The 15388-nt window shown below is 41.5% G+C and carries 16 protein-coding genes; 11 read left to right on the top strand and 5 right to left on the bottom strand.

Going from position 1 to position 15388, the window contains the following annotated elements:
• Nucleotides 1-63 precede the first annotated feature (63 nt).
• Together rsgA and norR are read right to left on the bottom strand one after the other, a co-directional pair.
• On the bottom strand, nucleotides 64-1113 hold the full coding sequence (gene rsgA / locus J7338_RS04835) for a ribosome small subunit-dependent GTPase A (protein WP_210796001.1): 1050 nt from the start codon (nucleotides 1111-1113) through the stop codon (nucleotides 64-66).
• Between the two features lie 234 nt (nucleotides 1114-1347).
• On the bottom strand, nucleotides 1348-2916 hold the full coding sequence (gene norR, locus J7338_RS04830; protein ID WP_210796000.1) for a nitric oxide reductase transcriptional regulator NorR: 1569 nt from the start codon (nucleotides 2914-2916) through the stop codon (nucleotides 1348-1350).
• Nucleotides 2917-3082: 166 nt separating this feature from the next.
• On the opposite strand from norR, the gene J7338_RS04825 reads away from it, so the two are divergent.
• Nucleotides 3083-4315 (top strand): NnrS family protein, encoded by a 1233-nt coding sequence (locus tag J7338_RS04825; protein WP_210795999.1) that lies wholly within the window; start codon nucleotides 3083-3085, stop codon nucleotides 4313-4315.
• 10 nt (nucleotides 4316-4325) lie between these two features.
• A complete protein-coding gene (gene hmpA, locus J7338_RS04820) occupies nucleotides 4326-5507 on the top strand; it encodes an NO-inducible flavohemoprotein (protein ID WP_210795998.1) in 1182 nt (393 codons plus the stop codon).
• 67 nt (nucleotides 5508-5574) lie between these two features.
• Here the strand turns inward: hmpA and J7338_RS04815 are convergent, their stop codons facing one another.
• Entirely contained in the window at nucleotides 5575-6228 is a 654-nt protein-coding gene (locus tag J7338_RS04815; RefSeq protein ID WP_210795997.1) for an endonuclease, read from the bottom strand.
• A 358-nt stretch (nucleotides 6229-6586) separates the two neighbouring features.
• On the opposite strand from J7338_RS04815, the gene J7338_RS04810 reads away from it, so the two are divergent.
• Nucleotides 6587-6967 (top strand): hypothetical protein, encoded by a 381-nt coding sequence (locus J7338_RS04810; RefSeq protein ID WP_210795996.1) that lies wholly within the window; start codon nucleotides 6587-6589, stop codon nucleotides 6965-6967.
• Here J7338_RS04810 and J7338_RS04805 read toward each other — a convergent pair.
• Nucleotides 6964-7407 (bottom strand): PaaI family thioesterase, encoded by a 444-nt coding sequence (locus J7338_RS04805; protein ID WP_210795995.1) that lies wholly within the window; start codon nucleotides 7405-7407, stop codon nucleotides 6964-6966. The two genes, J7338_RS04810 and J7338_RS04805, sit on opposite strands and share 4 nt — an antisense overlap.
• Before the next feature lie 362 nt (nucleotides 7408-7769).
• Between J7338_RS04805 and lexA the strand changes: the two genes are divergently transcribed.
• From lexA to J7338_RS04780, 5 genes are all read left to right on the top strand, one after another.
• A complete protein-coding gene (gene lexA, locus J7338_RS04800; RefSeq protein ID WP_210795994.1) occupies nucleotides 7770-8387 on the top strand; it encodes a transcriptional repressor LexA in 618 nt (205 codons plus the stop codon).
• A 353-nt stretch (nucleotides 8388-8740) separates the two neighbouring features.
• Entirely contained in the window at nucleotides 8741-9883 is a 1143-nt protein-coding gene (gene coxB, locus J7338_RS04795) for a cytochrome c oxidase subunit II (RefSeq protein WP_210795993.1), read from the top strand.
• Entirely contained in the window at nucleotides 9883-11481 is a 1599-nt protein-coding gene (gene ctaD / locus J7338_RS04790; RefSeq protein ID WP_210795992.1) for a cytochrome c oxidase subunit I, read from the top strand. The genes coxB and ctaD overlap by 1 nt, the downstream gene beginning before the upstream one ends.
• Entirely contained in the window at nucleotides 11481-12008 is a 528-nt protein-coding gene (locus J7338_RS04785; RefSeq protein WP_210795991.1) for a cytochrome c oxidase assembly protein, read from the top strand. The genes ctaD and J7338_RS04785 overlap by 1 nt, the downstream gene beginning before the upstream one ends.
• Before the next feature lie 36 nt (nucleotides 12009-12044).
• A complete protein-coding gene (locus tag J7338_RS04780; RefSeq protein ID WP_210795990.1) occupies nucleotides 12045-12920 on the top strand; it encodes a cytochrome c oxidase subunit 3 in 876 nt (291 codons plus the stop codon).
• Here J7338_RS04780 and J7338_RS21035 read toward each other — a convergent pair.
• On the bottom strand, nucleotides 12820-13134 hold the full coding sequence (locus J7338_RS21035) for a DUF2909 family protein (protein WP_210795989.1): 315 nt from the start codon (nucleotides 13132-13134) through the stop codon (nucleotides 12820-12822). The two genes, J7338_RS04780 and J7338_RS21035, sit on opposite strands and share 101 nt — an antisense overlap.
• Before the next feature lie 12 nt (nucleotides 13135-13146).
• Here J7338_RS21035 and J7338_RS04770 point away from each other — a divergent pair, with 12 nt between their 5' ends.
• From J7338_RS04770 to J7338_RS04760, 3 genes are read left to right on the top strand one after another with little or no spacing between them, the layout of a single operon-like run.
• Nucleotides 13147-13881, top strand: a complete 735-nt coding sequence (locus J7338_RS04770) for an SURF1 family protein (RefSeq protein ID WP_210795988.1) — start codon at nucleotides 13147-13149, stop codon at nucleotides 13879-13881.
• Nucleotides 13881-14375, top strand: coding sequence for a transmembrane cytochrome oxidase associated protein (locus J7338_RS04765; protein ID WP_210795987.1), 495 nt, complete (start codon nucleotides 13881-13883; stop codon nucleotides 14373-14375). Before J7338_RS04770 ends, J7338_RS04765 begins: the two co-directional genes overlap by 1 nt.
• Before the next feature lie 17 nt (nucleotides 14376-14392).
• The gene (locus J7338_RS04760) at nucleotides 14393-15382 is read left to right on the top strand and encodes a COX15/CtaA family protein (RefSeq protein ID WP_210795986.1); all 990 of its coding nucleotides are present in this window, start codon (nucleotides 14393-14395) and stop codon (nucleotides 15380-15382) included.
• The last annotated feature ends 6 nt before the right edge of the window (nucleotides 15383-15388 follow it).

Genomic DNA, 15388 nt, shown 5'->3' with positions numbered 1-15388 from the left:
ATTAGCAAAAACGTGGCTAAACAGTATTTAGCCACGTTTTGTTTAACGACTGAGAAAAATTAATTAACGTCCTTTTAAATTACGCATGTCTGCTTGTACGTTACGATAAAACCGACCTAAGCTTCTATCTTGGCTACGTAATTGCGCAAGGCTCTGAGTATTGCGTTGCTGCTCTTTTAACAGTTTTTGATAATTAGTGATACGCCGCTGCGTTAATAAGCCTTTTTGTAACGCAGCTAGCACCTGACAACCGGGTTCTAGCTGATGACTACAATCGGCAAATCGACACTGCTGCGCCAGTTCACTTATATCGTTAAAAGTAAGCTCTACACCTTGTTGACAGTCACTTAGTTGCAGCTCGCGTATGCCGGGAGTATCGAGTAACAGCGCTCCTACGTTAAGAACATGCAATGCTCGATGAGTCGTGGTGTGGCGACCTTTGCTGTCGTCCTCACGAATTGCACCAGTGTCACTTAGCTGCTGTTCACATAAGCTATTAACTAAGCTGGATTTACCTACACCCGAAGACCCAACAAAAGCTAATGTTTGACCTTTGCCGCACCATGGCATTAATTGCTCAACACTGCCACGCTCTAATGCATTAACAGACAGCACGGTTAAATGATTATCAAGCGCTGTTAGTTGTGCTATATGTTGCTCTGGTTCTGCACATTGATCGCGTTTGGTCAGTACAACAACGGGTAAACACTCACTTTGATATGCTAACGCTAAGTAGCGCTCAAAGCGGCTTAGATTGAAATCTTGATTATGCGAGCTGACAATAAACAAAGTATCAATATTAGCGCCAATAAGCTGTTCACTTAACTTACTTCCCGCACTTTTGCGACTGAGCAATGTTAAGCGCTCAAGTAATCGGGTAAACAGCCAGTGTTCGTTGTGTTGCGTAACTAATATCCAGTCACCCACAGTTAAGGGGGGATGATCTGAATTTACCAATACCTTGTGGCAACCCTGCTCACTCTGTACAACAAAGTGATCGCGGTGGTAGGTAATGATCCGTGCAATCAGTGTGTGCTCTAAATCATTGAGCGTAAGTTGTTGTTGAAAAAATGCGCGCCAACCCAGTTGGCTTAAACTTAAATTAGTATTCATATAACCCCATTACTGCAAAGAGTAAAAATAACAAAGGGGTTTGCTGTTAAATTTTAGCTATTAACAGCGCCCCGGCTAATGGCCGGGCAAAACTTAATATTAAAAAATAAAATTAAGCACTTACTTGCCCAGCAAGGGGGGTTAATACAATCATCAAATATCTCCTGTTTAGATGTTTATTGTGGTTTTACACCAGTTGGCACTATAGCCAAGTTTGGGTGAATAAAATACACATTAAATAGATTTTTTTACTGTAATACCGAGACGTTTGGCTAATCGTACTAAGTTAGCGCGATCAACTTTTAATGTTCGTGCTGCACTGGCCCAGTTGTAATTATGTTGTTCTAGCTGTTGGGTGATTAAATGCTGAGTAAATGTATCCGTTGCTTGTTTGAGCGAGAAATTTGGGTTATTTATGTTATTGTGATCGGCAGTTGTTAATGCGACAGGCGCTGGATTATTTGTACTTAGGATAAGTTCACAATGAGCAGGTTCAATAGTAATTATTGCTTGCTGCCACTGGCTTTGTTTGGCTTTTAATGCTGCACGGCTGATCACATGCTCAAGTTCTCGCACATTTCCCGGCCAGTCATATTGAGTGAGTAGTAGTTGCGTTTCGACGCTGAGTTTGAGTTGTTTGATAGCTAGCTTACGGGCTGTTCTTTCAACAAAGTAACCTGCAAGTAAAATTACATCGTTTTCGCGCTGTTTAAGTGGCGCAACGTTGAGCGGGTAAACACTTAACCGATGATATAAATCGGCTCGAAAACGCCCTTGAGCGACTTCGTTTTTTAAATGCCTGTTTGTAGCCGCAATAACCCTTACATCGACGTATTTTACTTCATCTTCGCCAACCGTTTGGATTTCACCACTTTGTAAGACGCGCAATAGTTTACTTTGCATGGCAAGTGGCAGTTCACCAATTTCATCTAAAAATAAGGTGCCACCATCAGCCAGCTGAAACTTGCCTTGACGTGCATTATGGGCGCCGGTAAATGCGCCTTTGGCGTGGCCAAAAAATTCACTTTCGGCGAGGTTCTCTGGTAATGATGCACAATTCAAGTGAATTAACGGCATTTCGCTACGCTTTGAATGAAGATGGATATTGCGTGCAACCAGCTCTTTCCCGACTCCAGTGTTGCCTTGAATTAACACGCTAAATTCAGAAGCCGCCACCAGTTTTATATCATTTTTAAGAGTTTGAATAGCTGGGCTTTGACCGATTATTTCAACCCCATCACGAGTTAGTGCTTCGCGGTTTAGCTCTTGCACTAAAGCGCTACTATGTTGCGCGTGGTTTTGATATTGCTGCAGTTTTAATACAGTTTGCAAATGCGCGGTGCAAAGCGTACCTAGCTGAGTTAGTAGCTCAAGGTCAAAACTGTCGAATGCATTTGCATCGAGACTGTCGAGGGTGATCACACCGAGTAAGTTATCTTCGCTATCAAGTAGGGGGATGCCTAAGCAAGCATGAACAAGAATATCGCCAGTTTTGCTCGATAGTAAACCGTCGTACGGATCAGGAATTGGGCAATCATGGGCAAACTGTAATGGTTGCTTAGCGTTGCAAATGGCATGTAAACGTGGATGCTCGTTTATTACAAAGCGTCGTCCTAGGGTGTCAGGCGTCAGTCCATGAATAGCTTGTGGTTTTAACACATCGCCTTGCAAGGTAAGCAGTGCAATAGCGTCACTGGGTATTACTTGCTTGATAGACTGAATTAACTGCTGAAAAGGCTGCTTTTGGTCGCTCACTTTAGCAAGCACAAGGGCGACATTAAGTAAGCTTTGTTTATCTATCATGTCAAAACGACTCAAATGTGTTTTTATCTTATTTAAAGGTGAGTCATAAAGACTTTTTTGTCAATAGTAAAATATTTAATGCATTGAATAGTAAGTAGTTTTAATCTTGGCTCGGCTTGTGCAATAGCATGTTATAAATACCTAGATAGATGAGTTTAATACGCTGATGCGAGCAATCAATTTAACCGAACCAATGCCCAAAAAAGTGCGTTTTTATCAAATCAGTCAATGGCCTATATGGATGTTGGCATTTCGGCCCTACTTTTTAGGAGCTGGCTTGTTGGCCGTTTTGTCGATTAGTTATTGGTTACTCATTTTAACAGGCCATGCCAGATGGCAATTGACTATGCCAGCAACGCTTTGGCATGCCCATGAAATGATGTTTGGCTTTGCAGGCGCTGTAGCTGTGGGGTTTTTATTAACCGCAGCACAAACTTGGACCGGGGTTGCGAGTATTAATGGTCGTAAATTGATGTTGCTAACCCTAGCGTGGCTAGCAGCTCGTGTTGCGTTTTTTATTATCAGTGCAGGTATTGAAAACTTTAGTTTATATGCGGTGTTATTGTTCCAATTGCTTTGGTGGTTAGGGGCAATTATGGCGCTGGCTAATATGCTACTTAAAGCTGGCAATAAAAATAACTACCAATTTTTACCGATGCTAAGCGCATTGTGTGTGCTCAATATTATTTATTTATGCTTAGCAATAGAACAAAACATGCTACTTGCATTGGCAGTCGTCGATACAGCAGTACTAGTAATGACTTTACTTGTCGGTGTGGTGGCTGGGCGGGTATTACCTTTTTTTACTGCTCGTGGTCTTGGTTTAGCGGAGCAAGTACGTACTCCTCGTTTAGATAAAGTGTTGCTTTACAGCTCGTTGTTTGCTGTCGCGCTTTATTTTATCAGCCAATTATTTATAGCAAGCGTTAATCCTAGTTGGGCATTGGCTGTTGTTGCTGTAGTGCATTTAATTCGCTCATTGTTGTGGTGGAATAACCAAATACTCAAAGTGCCACTGTTATGGTCGTTGCACTTCTCCTATCTAGCTCTTGGACTTGGTTTAGCATTGCTTGCGCTGAGTTTTTACAGCTCGGTTATTTTGTTTAAAGACGCGCTGCATATGATCACTATAGGTACGATTGGCATGATGATCTTAGCGATGATGACGCGGGTGTCTCATGGTCATACAGGGCGTCCTTTAACTATTCCTCATTTTATGGCAGTGGCATTTGCTTTAGTGCTTGTTGCAGCAATTATTCGTTCGTTATTACCTGTTGTTATTGGGCCACACATCGCATGGCAGCTGAGTGCTGTACTGTGGATCGTGGCATTTTTATTGTTCTTACTCCACTGTATTCCTATTTTAACGCGGCGTCGTGTTGATGGGCGTCGTGGTTAAAGGAAGTTGTATGTTATCTGATAAAACCATTGAAATAGTAAAAAGCACAGCGCCTTTATTGGCGCAGGCGGGCACCGTTGTCACGGAGCATTTTTATAACCGGCTGTTTAGTCATAACCCTGAGCTGCAGGATATTTTTAATATGGCCAATCAACGTAGTGGCCGTCAGCAATTTGCATTATTTAATGCCTTGGCTGCGTATGCTCAAAATATTGATAATTTAGCCGTATTAAAAGAGGCGCTGGCACGCATTAATCATAAGCATACCAGCATGCATATTTTACCTGAGCATTATCCAATAGTTGGCGGACACCTGATTGGCACTTTAAAAGAATTGATCCCTGAGCAATTTACAGCTGAAGTTGAATATGCATGGCGTGAGGCTTACGCACTACTTGCTGATATTTGTATTACCGAAGAAGCGGCGCTATACGAGCACAGTAAAAATAACCACGGTGGCTGGTCGGGTACTAGAGCATTTGTTATTGCTAAAAAACAGCCTGAATCAGAGTTAGTAACCAGTTTTACTTTAGTGCCAGTCGATGGTAAAGCGGTAATGACTCATAAACCAGGGCAGTATTTAGGCATTAAAGTGAAACCCGATGATGCGCAATACAGTGAAATTCGTCAGTATTCAATTTCCCAACAAAGCAATGGTGAGAACTACCGCATTAGCGTGAAAAAAGAGTTATTGCCAGCAGCGGGGATTGTATCTAATTATTTGCACTCACTTGATGAGGGCTGCGTTGTGGAGCTTTATCCACCGGCTGGAGACTTCTTTTTACGCGCAAATAAAAAACCTGTGGTATTAATTTCTGCGGGCGTTGGTCAAACACCGATGCTGGCAATGCTACAAACATTATTATGTGATACATCGAATCAAGCGGTCACCTATTTACACGCCTGTGAAAATATCCTGCAGCATTCATTTAGTCAGTTTTTGGCGGAGCAAGCCGCGGTGCATACTCGATTAAATTACTACACTTGGTTTAATCAAGGTGGCGAGGGAGCTGAGTTTACTGGATTGATGAATGTCAGCGCTGTTGCTGAGCAGCTACCGCTTGAAGAAGGTGATTTCTACATCTGTGGCCCAACGGGGTTTATGGCTGCAATTAAACAGCAATTACTCGTATTAGGAGTCGCTGCTGAGCGTATTCACTACGAGGTGTTTGGCCCACATCAAGATATTTAATCACAAAACTCAATGTAGGTTTTAAGTGAAAAGGCGCGAAATGCGCCTTTTTTATGGTTTTGGCTATTTAAAGTACAGCATTGCTATTTTTCGCTGCCAAAGCTTGGTTTTGCCATGCGGTAAATAATTTTTGTTGCTTGTCGGAAATTTTTAAACCATAGGTTTTTTGCATATAAAAATAAGCATCGGCAATGCGTTTTCGTGCATAAAAGGGCGGCTCTACCACACGTTGTTTAAAATCTACCTTTACTTGGCAGCGACCATATTGGCTTGCATTACCTGCAATCATACCAAAGCTATAATTAGAGCGGTCTGCGTTTATTTCACCAATTGCCGGAGCGAGATTGTTTATATCAGCTTCCATTTTCCGAAATTGCGCACTGACTTTAATGCAATTTTTTCGGCCGCCATCTTGCCAGCATTGTAGCTGGTGACCAAATTCCCATGCAGACACAATATGTTCCCACTCAATCCGAGTTGCGCGCGCATTTGGTTTGCCTGAACGAGTAACCGCATTACGAGGCACATAACCACATGTATTTGGGTCGGGCACTAGTTTTTTACCTTGGCGTTCAATGTTACAGCCACAATAGAGGCTGGTGGCGTTATCAGGAAGGGTTTTGATGAGGTGTTTTTTTGCGCTGTAAAAGCTGGTGAACTGTTCTGCATAAAGATTAAAACTCACACAACACAATACCAGCGCAAGAATAAAATGCGGCATATCCAATCACTTTAGTGAACTACAGGAAGCGCTATTTTAGATTGATTATTCAAAAAGTAAATCGCTTCACTGTGTGATGTAGTGGGAATTTTAACTCATCTATAAGGTAAGGTTAGCTACTTGGGCGACGGGAAGGACGTTTTCTAAAACGGATATTCTGTAGTAATAAAATAAAGCCAGTTGTTAAGCAAAATAATACGCTACTGCCTGCTTGTTATCGTTAGGGGGTTATTTTATAAATTATATGGTGTTTGCCAATGCAAATTGTCGCAGATAATAAAATCCACAGTTGATTTGGTATAAATGTAAAATTAGGTTAAAGTTTGCGTTGTTATTAACGCAGGATAAAAATGAAACAATGTCGGAAATTCAATTTTTAAATGTAGATCTAGAGCTGGAATCAAAGCAAGATATTAGTTTGCTAGTTGCGGACTTAAAAAAGAGTGCTGTGGTTTTGCATTATGATAAAGATGAGTACCGTCAACTTGCACGTATTGAGTCTAAAGAAGACGTTACCTCGCCAGATAAAGCCATAAATTATTTATGTGAACTGATAGAATCTTGTTCGCGAAATGCATTAAAACAGTGGTTATCATGCTCAAGGCGTACTTTTGATATTGGCTTTGAATCGGGCACTTCGCCAAAATGCTTTAATCAAGCGCTCAGTGCCGATACTTTATTGCGCATTTCTGCGATTGGTGCGGGTATTGAAATTACAATTTACCCAGTTGCAAGTTAGCTTTTACGCTCGACAACTGCTGCGGTCATTCTTGATACGCAGCATAGTTCTCCACGACTATTAGTAATTTTTACTTCCCATACGGATGTGCGCTTGCCTAAATGCAGTGGCTTTGCAATTGCCGTCAAGGTGCCGTTACGTGACGCTTTTAAATGATTGGCGTTGATCTCTTGGCCAACACAATAAAACTTTGTAAAATCGACTACAAAGTTTGCTGCATAGCTAGCTACGGTTTCTGCAAGTACCACATTTGCACCGCCATGCACCATGCCCAAAGGATTGTGGTGAGCTGGGATCGCGGGCATAGTTGCTACTAAATAATCATCGCCAATTTCACTTATTTCAATGCCCATGGTTTTCATCAATGTGCCTTGATCACTAATGCCGTCATCAAGTTGTTTACATTGTGCTAGGGTGATCGGTTGATACCAAATACTCATCAGTCTACCTCAGTAAGTTATTTACTAAGTCAGTCTACACTTTTAAATATTTTCCTACAGTTAAGATCATAAAAATAAAATGTACCTTTATTATTTAACTGTTAATAGTTCTAAGAATGATAGAAAAGGTATTTATAAGTCTTGTTGTTCAGTCCACGGTAGTTGTTAGTACAAAACATCAACTCGATATTGGTTTAGTCAGCATGTCGAAAGTTTGAGCTTGGACCTGCGCTTGATTCTGGAAGGGATTTAAATAGCATGAGCTTGTTATTAACGGCGCGATTTTAAACCAATTTATATTTGCGATTTTCAGATAACTGTATATACTCACAGTTAAATGTACTGTATGGAAAACCAGTTGTATGCGCCCATTAACGAATCGCCAAGCTCAAATTCTCGAACTTATTAAAGTGTTTATTAAAGATACCGGTATGCCGCCAACCCGTGCTGAGATTGCGCAAACGTTAGGTTTTAAAAGTGCTAATGCTGCGGAAGAACATTTAAAGGCATTAGCGAAAAAGGGCGTTATTAAAATGAAGCCTGGTGCTAGCCGAGGTATTCAGTTAGTTGAAGAGGATGAGCCGGAACAACTTGGTTTACCTCTGATAGGTAGAGTTGCCGCTGGTGAACCTATTTTGGCTGAGCAGCATGTTGAAAGTCACTGCAAAGTTGATCCGCTATTGTTTAAACCAGCTGCTGATTTTTTACTGCGTGTGCAAGGTATGAGTATGAAAGACATTGGTATTATGGATGGCGACTTATTGGCAGTACACAGCACTCAAGTGGCTGAAAATGGCCAGGTAGTGGTTGCCCGTGTTGATGACGATGTAACAGTAAAACGCCTTGAAAAAGCAGGTAAAAAAGTTTTTTTACATGCTGAAAATGATGAATTTTCACCGATTGAAGTGGACCTTGAACATGAATCTTTCAATATTGAAGGATTAGCTGTTGGTGTGATCCGCAACGCTGATTGGATGTAAATTTTTTGATCTATATATTGCACTAAACTGGTAAAATTTGGTGCATTTTATTTTGACTGCTTTAATGGTTAGGCTTTATATATACGTAATTATAGCGCTTAAAGCCTTATCAACTCTTCTTACCAGCTGATTTTATCACCTTAATATTATCTCTTATTACAAAATAACGCGCTGATTTTTAGCTGTTATTTGTACAGGAAAACAGAATTTAATTACTCTTAAAACTTGCTAATTGTTCATTTTTTAACTAATTGGTTAATACCCAGTAACAATAAAAAATAACGAATTGGCGTGAAAAAGCAGTGCCGCCTTTTCGCTTTGCGTCTTGCAATAGCATCAAAAGGAGCCGTCACATGGGTAAATTGAGCTCTACCTTGTGGCTTATATTACTTATGCTTCCGCAGCAATTGTTGGCTAATAGCCAATTTAATATGCGCGAAGGTGTAACAGATATAAGTAATAATGTTTATCAACTGCACATGACAATATTTATTATATGTTGTGTGATTGGGATTATCGTGTTCGCCGTGATGTTTTGGGCGCTGATCCATCACCGTAAATCAAAAGGGGCTATTCCAGCTCAGTTCCACGAAAGCACTAAAGTTGAAATACTTTGGACAGCTATTCCATTTGTTATTCTCATTGCTATGGCAGTGCCTGCTACCAAAACACTGATTGCGATGGAGGATGCAAGTAAAGCTGATCTCACTATTAAAATTACCGGATCGCAATGGAAATGGCACTATGAGTATATGGGCGAAGATGTTGCTTTTTACTCTATTTTATCGACCCCGCAACAACAAATAACTAATCAAGCGGATAAAACGAATACTTACCTACTTGAAGTAGACAAACCTTTAGTCTTACCGATCAATAAAAAAGTACGCTTTTTAATGACTTCAGATGATGTGATCCACTCTTGGTGGGTGCCAGATTTTGCAGTTAAAAAAGATGCTAATCCAGGGTTTATTAATGAAACGTGGACGAAAATAAATGAAGAGGGTATTTATCGCGGGCAATGCGCTGAATTGTGTGGCAAAGACCACGGTTTTATGCCAGTGGTTGTGGAAGCTAGATCTGAGCAAGCTTTTGCAAACTGGTTGAGCGAAGCTAAGCAGGCAAAAGAAAAAGCTGCAATCGCTGATGCTGCTTTGTTAGATCAGACATTACCAAAAGAAGAATTAATGACACTCGGTGAGCAAGTCTATATGGCCAGTTGCGCTGCATGCCACCAACCTACTGGCATGGGCTTACCGGGTGTTTTCCCTGCGCTCAAAGGCAGCCCGGTAGTATTAGGAGATATTAAAGATCATATTGATGTAGTGCTTCATGGTCGCCCAGGTACTGCGATGCAAGCATTTGACAAGCAGTTATCAATCAAGCAGCTGGCAGCTGTGATCACCTATAAGCGTAATGCATGGGGCAATGACACTGGGGATGTAATTCAACCGAGTCAGATACAAGCCGCGATTGATGCAACTTCGGAGGCTAAATAATGAGCAGTGTAACAGAGCAACAACACGATCAAGTCGCACATCATGATGGGCATCATCACGCCGCAAAAGGGTTTAAGCGCTGGCTTTATACTACTAACCATAAAGATATCGGTAGCTTATATTTAATCTTTTCGCTCACCATGTTTCTAATTGGTGGCGCTATGGCAATGGTGATCCGTGCAGAGTTATTTCAACCTGGACTACAGTTAGTCGACCCGCACTTTTTCAATCAAATGACCACAGTACATGGCTTGATCATGGTATTTGGTGCCGTTATGCCAGCCTTTACGGGGCTTGCGAACTGGATGGTGCCTTTGATGATTGGCGCGCCAGATATGGCATTACCACGGATGAACAATTGGAGTTTTTGGATTCTACCGTTCGCATTCTTGATTCTATTAGCGTCATTGTTTATGCCTGGTGGCGGACCTGCATTTGGCTGGACATTCTATGCGCCGCTTTCCACCACATACAGCAATGATAACACTGCATTATTTGTGTTTTCGGTGCATATTATGGGTATCAGCTCAATTATGGGGGCAATTAATGTCATTGTGACCATCGTTAATCTTCGAGCGCCGGGTATGACTTGGATGAAACTGCCATTGTTTGCCTGGACATGGTTAATCACCGCTTTTTTATTAATTGCTGTGATGCCAGTATTGGCTGGCGCCGTTACTATGGTATTGACCGATAAGTATTTTGCTACCAGCTTTTTTGATGCCGCAGGGGGAGGCGACCCGGTGATGTTCCAGCACATATTTTGGTTTTTTGGTCACCCTGAAGTATACATTATGATATTACCAGCCTTTGGCATTATCTCGACCATAGTGCCAACTTTTTCGCGTAAAAAATTATTTGGTTATGCCTCTATGGTATATGCCACATCGTCAATTGCTTTACTGAGCTTTATAGTTTGGGCACATCACATGTTTACCACTGGTATGCCAGTCGCTGGAGAATTATTTTTTATGTATGCAACTATGCTGATATCGGTGCCCACAGGGGTCAAAGTATTTAACTGGGTAGCCACTATGTGGCGTGGTTCAATCAGCTTTGAAGTGCCTATGTTATTTAGTATTGCCTTTATTGTGTTATTCACTGTGGGTGGTTTCTCAGGGTTGATGCTAGCGATTACTCCCGCTGATTTTCAATACCACGATACGTACTTTGTAGTTGCTCATTTTCATTATGTGCTCGTGACTGGAGCGATATTCTCAATTATGGCCGGGGCGTATTATTGGCTGCCAAAATGGACGGGAAATATGTTCAATATTACCTTGGCTAAATGGCATTTTTGGTTGTCGTTAGTGAGCGTGAATGTGCTGTTTTTTCCTATGCATTTTGTTGGTCTTGCTGGTATGCCACGGCGAATTCCTGATTACGCACTCCAATTTGCAGACTTTAATGCGATTATTAGTCTTGGCGGGTTTGCCTTTGGTTTATCACAATTGTTATTTGTGGTTGTAGTATTTAAGTGTGCGCGTGGCGGCGATAAAGTGCCCGCGAAGGTTTGGGATGGAGCTGAAGGTTTAGAGTGGGAAGTAGATTCACCTGCGCCTTATCATACCTTTGAAACACCGCCGGAGATCAAGTAATGAGCCACGCACCATTATTTAAGCGCTTAGTGTTGATATGCCTAGGTATGTTTGCTTTTGCGTTTGCTTTGGTGCCGTTGTATGACGTTTTTTGTGATGTAACAGGCCTCAATGGTAAGCCTTCGTTAGAGCAAGCAAAGCAAAGTAGCATAGTTAATGAGGCACGAGAAATCGACATTAGCTTTACAACTCATGCGCAAAGTGGAGCGCCATTTGAGGTGCAATCACATGAGTATAGTGTAGTAGTAAAGCCTGGAGCAATGCGCGAAGTGCTGTTTAGAGCGAAAAATACCAGTAATGAAGATAAAGTTATGCAAGCTGTGCCGTCTGTGTCTCCAGGTAAAGCAGCTAAATATTTACATAAAATGGCTTGCTTTTGTTTCGATCAACAACCTTTGAAAGCGGGTGAAGAAGTGGAATTTAAACTGCTTTTTTATGTCGATACGCAATTACCTGAAGATGTTGAAGAGTTAACTTTGTCTTATACCGTGTTTGATATTAGTGGGCAAATAGTAGCTAGTAACTAGGTTAGCCAAGCTAATAGTTAATTAGGAGCAAACAAAATGGATAAAAATTACGAAAAATATTATGTTCCTGCACAAAGCCCATGGCCAATAGTTGGCGCACTTGCAATGTTTTTTATTGCTGTTGGTGCAGGTCTTACTGTAATGCAAGCAAGCAGTGGCGGTGGTGCAGGCCATTATGTGCTTTACGCAGGAATTGCTGTGTTAGTGTTTATGCTATTTCGGTGGTTTAAAAATGTCATTGAAGAATCTGATCAAGGCTTATATTCAGCGCAAATGGATCGCTCGTTTCGTCAAGGTATGAGCTGGTTTATTTTCTCTGAAGTAATGTTTTTTATGGCTTTTTTCGGTGCCCTTTTTTATGCCCGGATGATCTCTGTGCCTTGGCTTGGCGGCGCCGGCAACAATGCCATGACCAATGAGGTACTGTGGCCTACTTTTGAAGCAATCTGGCCGTTAGTGACAACCCCAGGCGGTGGCACAACACAAGCTATGGGGTGGCAAGGTTTACCACTGATCAACACATTAATATTACTGACCTCGTCAGTTACCTTACATTTTGCTCATATAGGCATGGAGAACAATAAGCGTGGGCCATTAAAAGTATTTATGGCACTGACAATCGCATTAGGGGTCTGTTTTTTAGTGCTGCAAGTCGTAGAGTATATGCATGCTTATCAGGATTTAGGGCTGACCTTAGATGCTGGCGTATATGGTAATACTTTCTTTTTACTAACCGGCTTTCATGGTATGCATGTGACCTTAGGAACTATTTTATTATTAGTTATCCTGATCCGGATTCTAAAAGGCCACTTTAGCCCAGATAAACATTTTGCGTTTCAAGCCGCAGCTTGGTATTGGCATTTTGTTGATGTGGTGTGGTTGTGTTTATTTGTGTTTGTATATGTGCTGTAACTTTATCAATTGGTGAGGAGTTACTGTGAATGAAACCTAGTTTAAGGGCCGCAATAACAATCACTAAAACGATAACAGAAAACAGCACACGACGGCCTAAATAGTGAGACATAGGCCGTCCATTTGTTTTACCCGATACCATAATAAATAAGGCACGGAACAAGTTAAAAAGTATAAATAGTAGCAACAGTACGATAATAATTTTAATAATCACTGGGTCACCTTTATGCAGTTAATTTTATGGCGTAAACAAAAGCTTAGCTCAATTATTACCATTTGCGTGGTAACCATTGTGGTATTGGTGTGTTTACGCCTAGGGTATTGGCAACTACAGCGAGCTGAAAGTAAAACTGAGCAATTAACACAAATAGCAGCCCTGCAAAGTCAGGGAGTAATGAGCTGGCAGCAAATGCAGCAACTGCCTAGTGATTGGAATAAAACGGGCTTACAGATAAGTATCTCTGGAGTGCTAGATACGCAGCAATATTGGTTGTTAGATAATCAAGTTTACCAAGGTCAGGTTGGCTACGATGTACTTACCTTGCTGCGTTTACAGCAAAGTAAGCAAACTCTGTTGGTAAATTTGGGTTGGGTTAAAGCACCACTGACTCGCCAGCAACTCCCCAATATAAACCTCCCATCGACTCCTTTGGCAATGACCGTGCAATTAAAGCAAGGAAAGCTCAGTGGCTTTACTTTGCAAGATGCACAACACAATACGGCAGCATGGCCAAAGCGTGTACAAATTATCGATTTAGCATTGTTTTCACAGCAAACAGGTCGCGACATGATTGACTTTATTGGTTATCGGCAAGGTATCGCGGATGAGATTGCTGCGCCGCATTACCAAGCTGTGGTGATGAGCCCCGAAAAACATCAAGCCTATGCAGTGCAGTGGTTATTGATTGCGATTGCCTGCCTTGTTATTGCTGTATTTGCTTGTAAAAAGAAGGAATTATAATGAAAAACAATCCGTTATTAATATTTATTGGCTGTTGTTTAGTGCCTTTAATACTGGCGTATTTGACGTTAAAGCTTGAGTGGATACCTAGTGCATCGAGTAATCAAGGGGAATTTTTAACACAGGAAATAAAACTACAAGATTGGCAAAAAACGGAGCATAAACAATGGACTATTGCTTTAAATCACCCAGCACAATGCCAGCAAGCTTGTGCACAGCAGTTACAAGCGCTAGATAACCTCTATGTCGCCCTTGCTAAAAATCAAGACAAGGTCGATGTAGCCATCCTTGGGCAGACACAACAAAAAGATCTGCCATGGCGGCAACTACCTGAGGTTGATGTACTGCAACCCGCTAGTTTATATCTAATTGATCATATGGGCTTAGTGGTCTTGCAGTATCCTTACCATAGTGAGCCACAGCAAAACCGTTTGACTCAAAAAGGACTGTTAAAAGATTTAAAAAAATTACTTAACTATTCGCGTTCAAGCTAAATTAAGGAGTGCCAATTATGTATAAAAACTATAAACATTTGGTATTAGCCACTTTTATATTATCGATCTTAGTTGTTGGCTTAGGGGCTTACACGCGCTTGAGTGATGCCGGATTGGGTTGTCCGGATTGGCCCGGTTGCTATGGCTTTTTGACGGTGCCTAAGCATGAGGCTGATTTAGCCTATGTCGAGCAAACCTACCCAGATATGATGTTCGAAACCGCTAAAGCGTGGAAAGAAATGATCCATCGCTATTTTGCAGGCACGTTAGGTTTACTTATTTTAGCGTTATTTATATTGGCTTTATTAAAACGTCAATATCCAACCACGCCAATTAAATTACCCTTACTATTACTAATACTGGTGGTGTTTCAAGCGGCTTTAGGGATGTGGACTGTTACCATGAATTTGCAGCCGCTGATTGTATTAGGGCACTTATTGGGTGGGTTTAGTATTTTATCATTAGTTGCATTATTGTATTTCCGGTTAACGGCAAAACCAATTTTTGGCGGCGACGCACCCGCTCGGCATTACTTTAAACTTAGTCTAGTCGCATTAGTGGTGTTGGTATTGCAAATAGCGCTAGGCGGTTGGCTTGCTGCTAATTATGCGGCGCCGCACTGCAATGGCTTGCCGTTGTGTAGTTACGGGCAGCCGTTTTCATTGAGTAGTGTATTTCAGTTGCCATTAGAGCAAAGTACTTATGAATATGGTGTACTTTCACAGCAGGCTAGAATGTCGATCCATTTATTACATCGAATGTGGGCGTTAGTTACCTGTGTAGTATTAGCGCTGATCATGTGGCGCATTTATAGCCGTGCTGTGTCAAGAAAAATAAAGCATTGTACAGTCTCCGTATTGGTCGCGTTGCTGTGTCAAATTTGTTTGGGCTTGGCGGTTGTGCATTGGCATTTCCCGCTCGGCGTTACACTGGCACATAATTTAATGGCTGCCATACTATTGTTAACAGTCGTTCGTTTATGTTTTTACTTAAAAGCACGTACATAGGGGCAG

Source organism: Pseudoalteromonas ostreae (genome assembly GCF_018069805.1).
Lineage (GTDB): Bacteria > Pseudomonadota > Gammaproteobacteria > Enterobacterales > Alteromonadaceae > Pseudoalteromonas > Pseudoalteromonas ostreae.
This window is presented reverse-complemented; position numbering and strand designations above follow the sequence as displayed.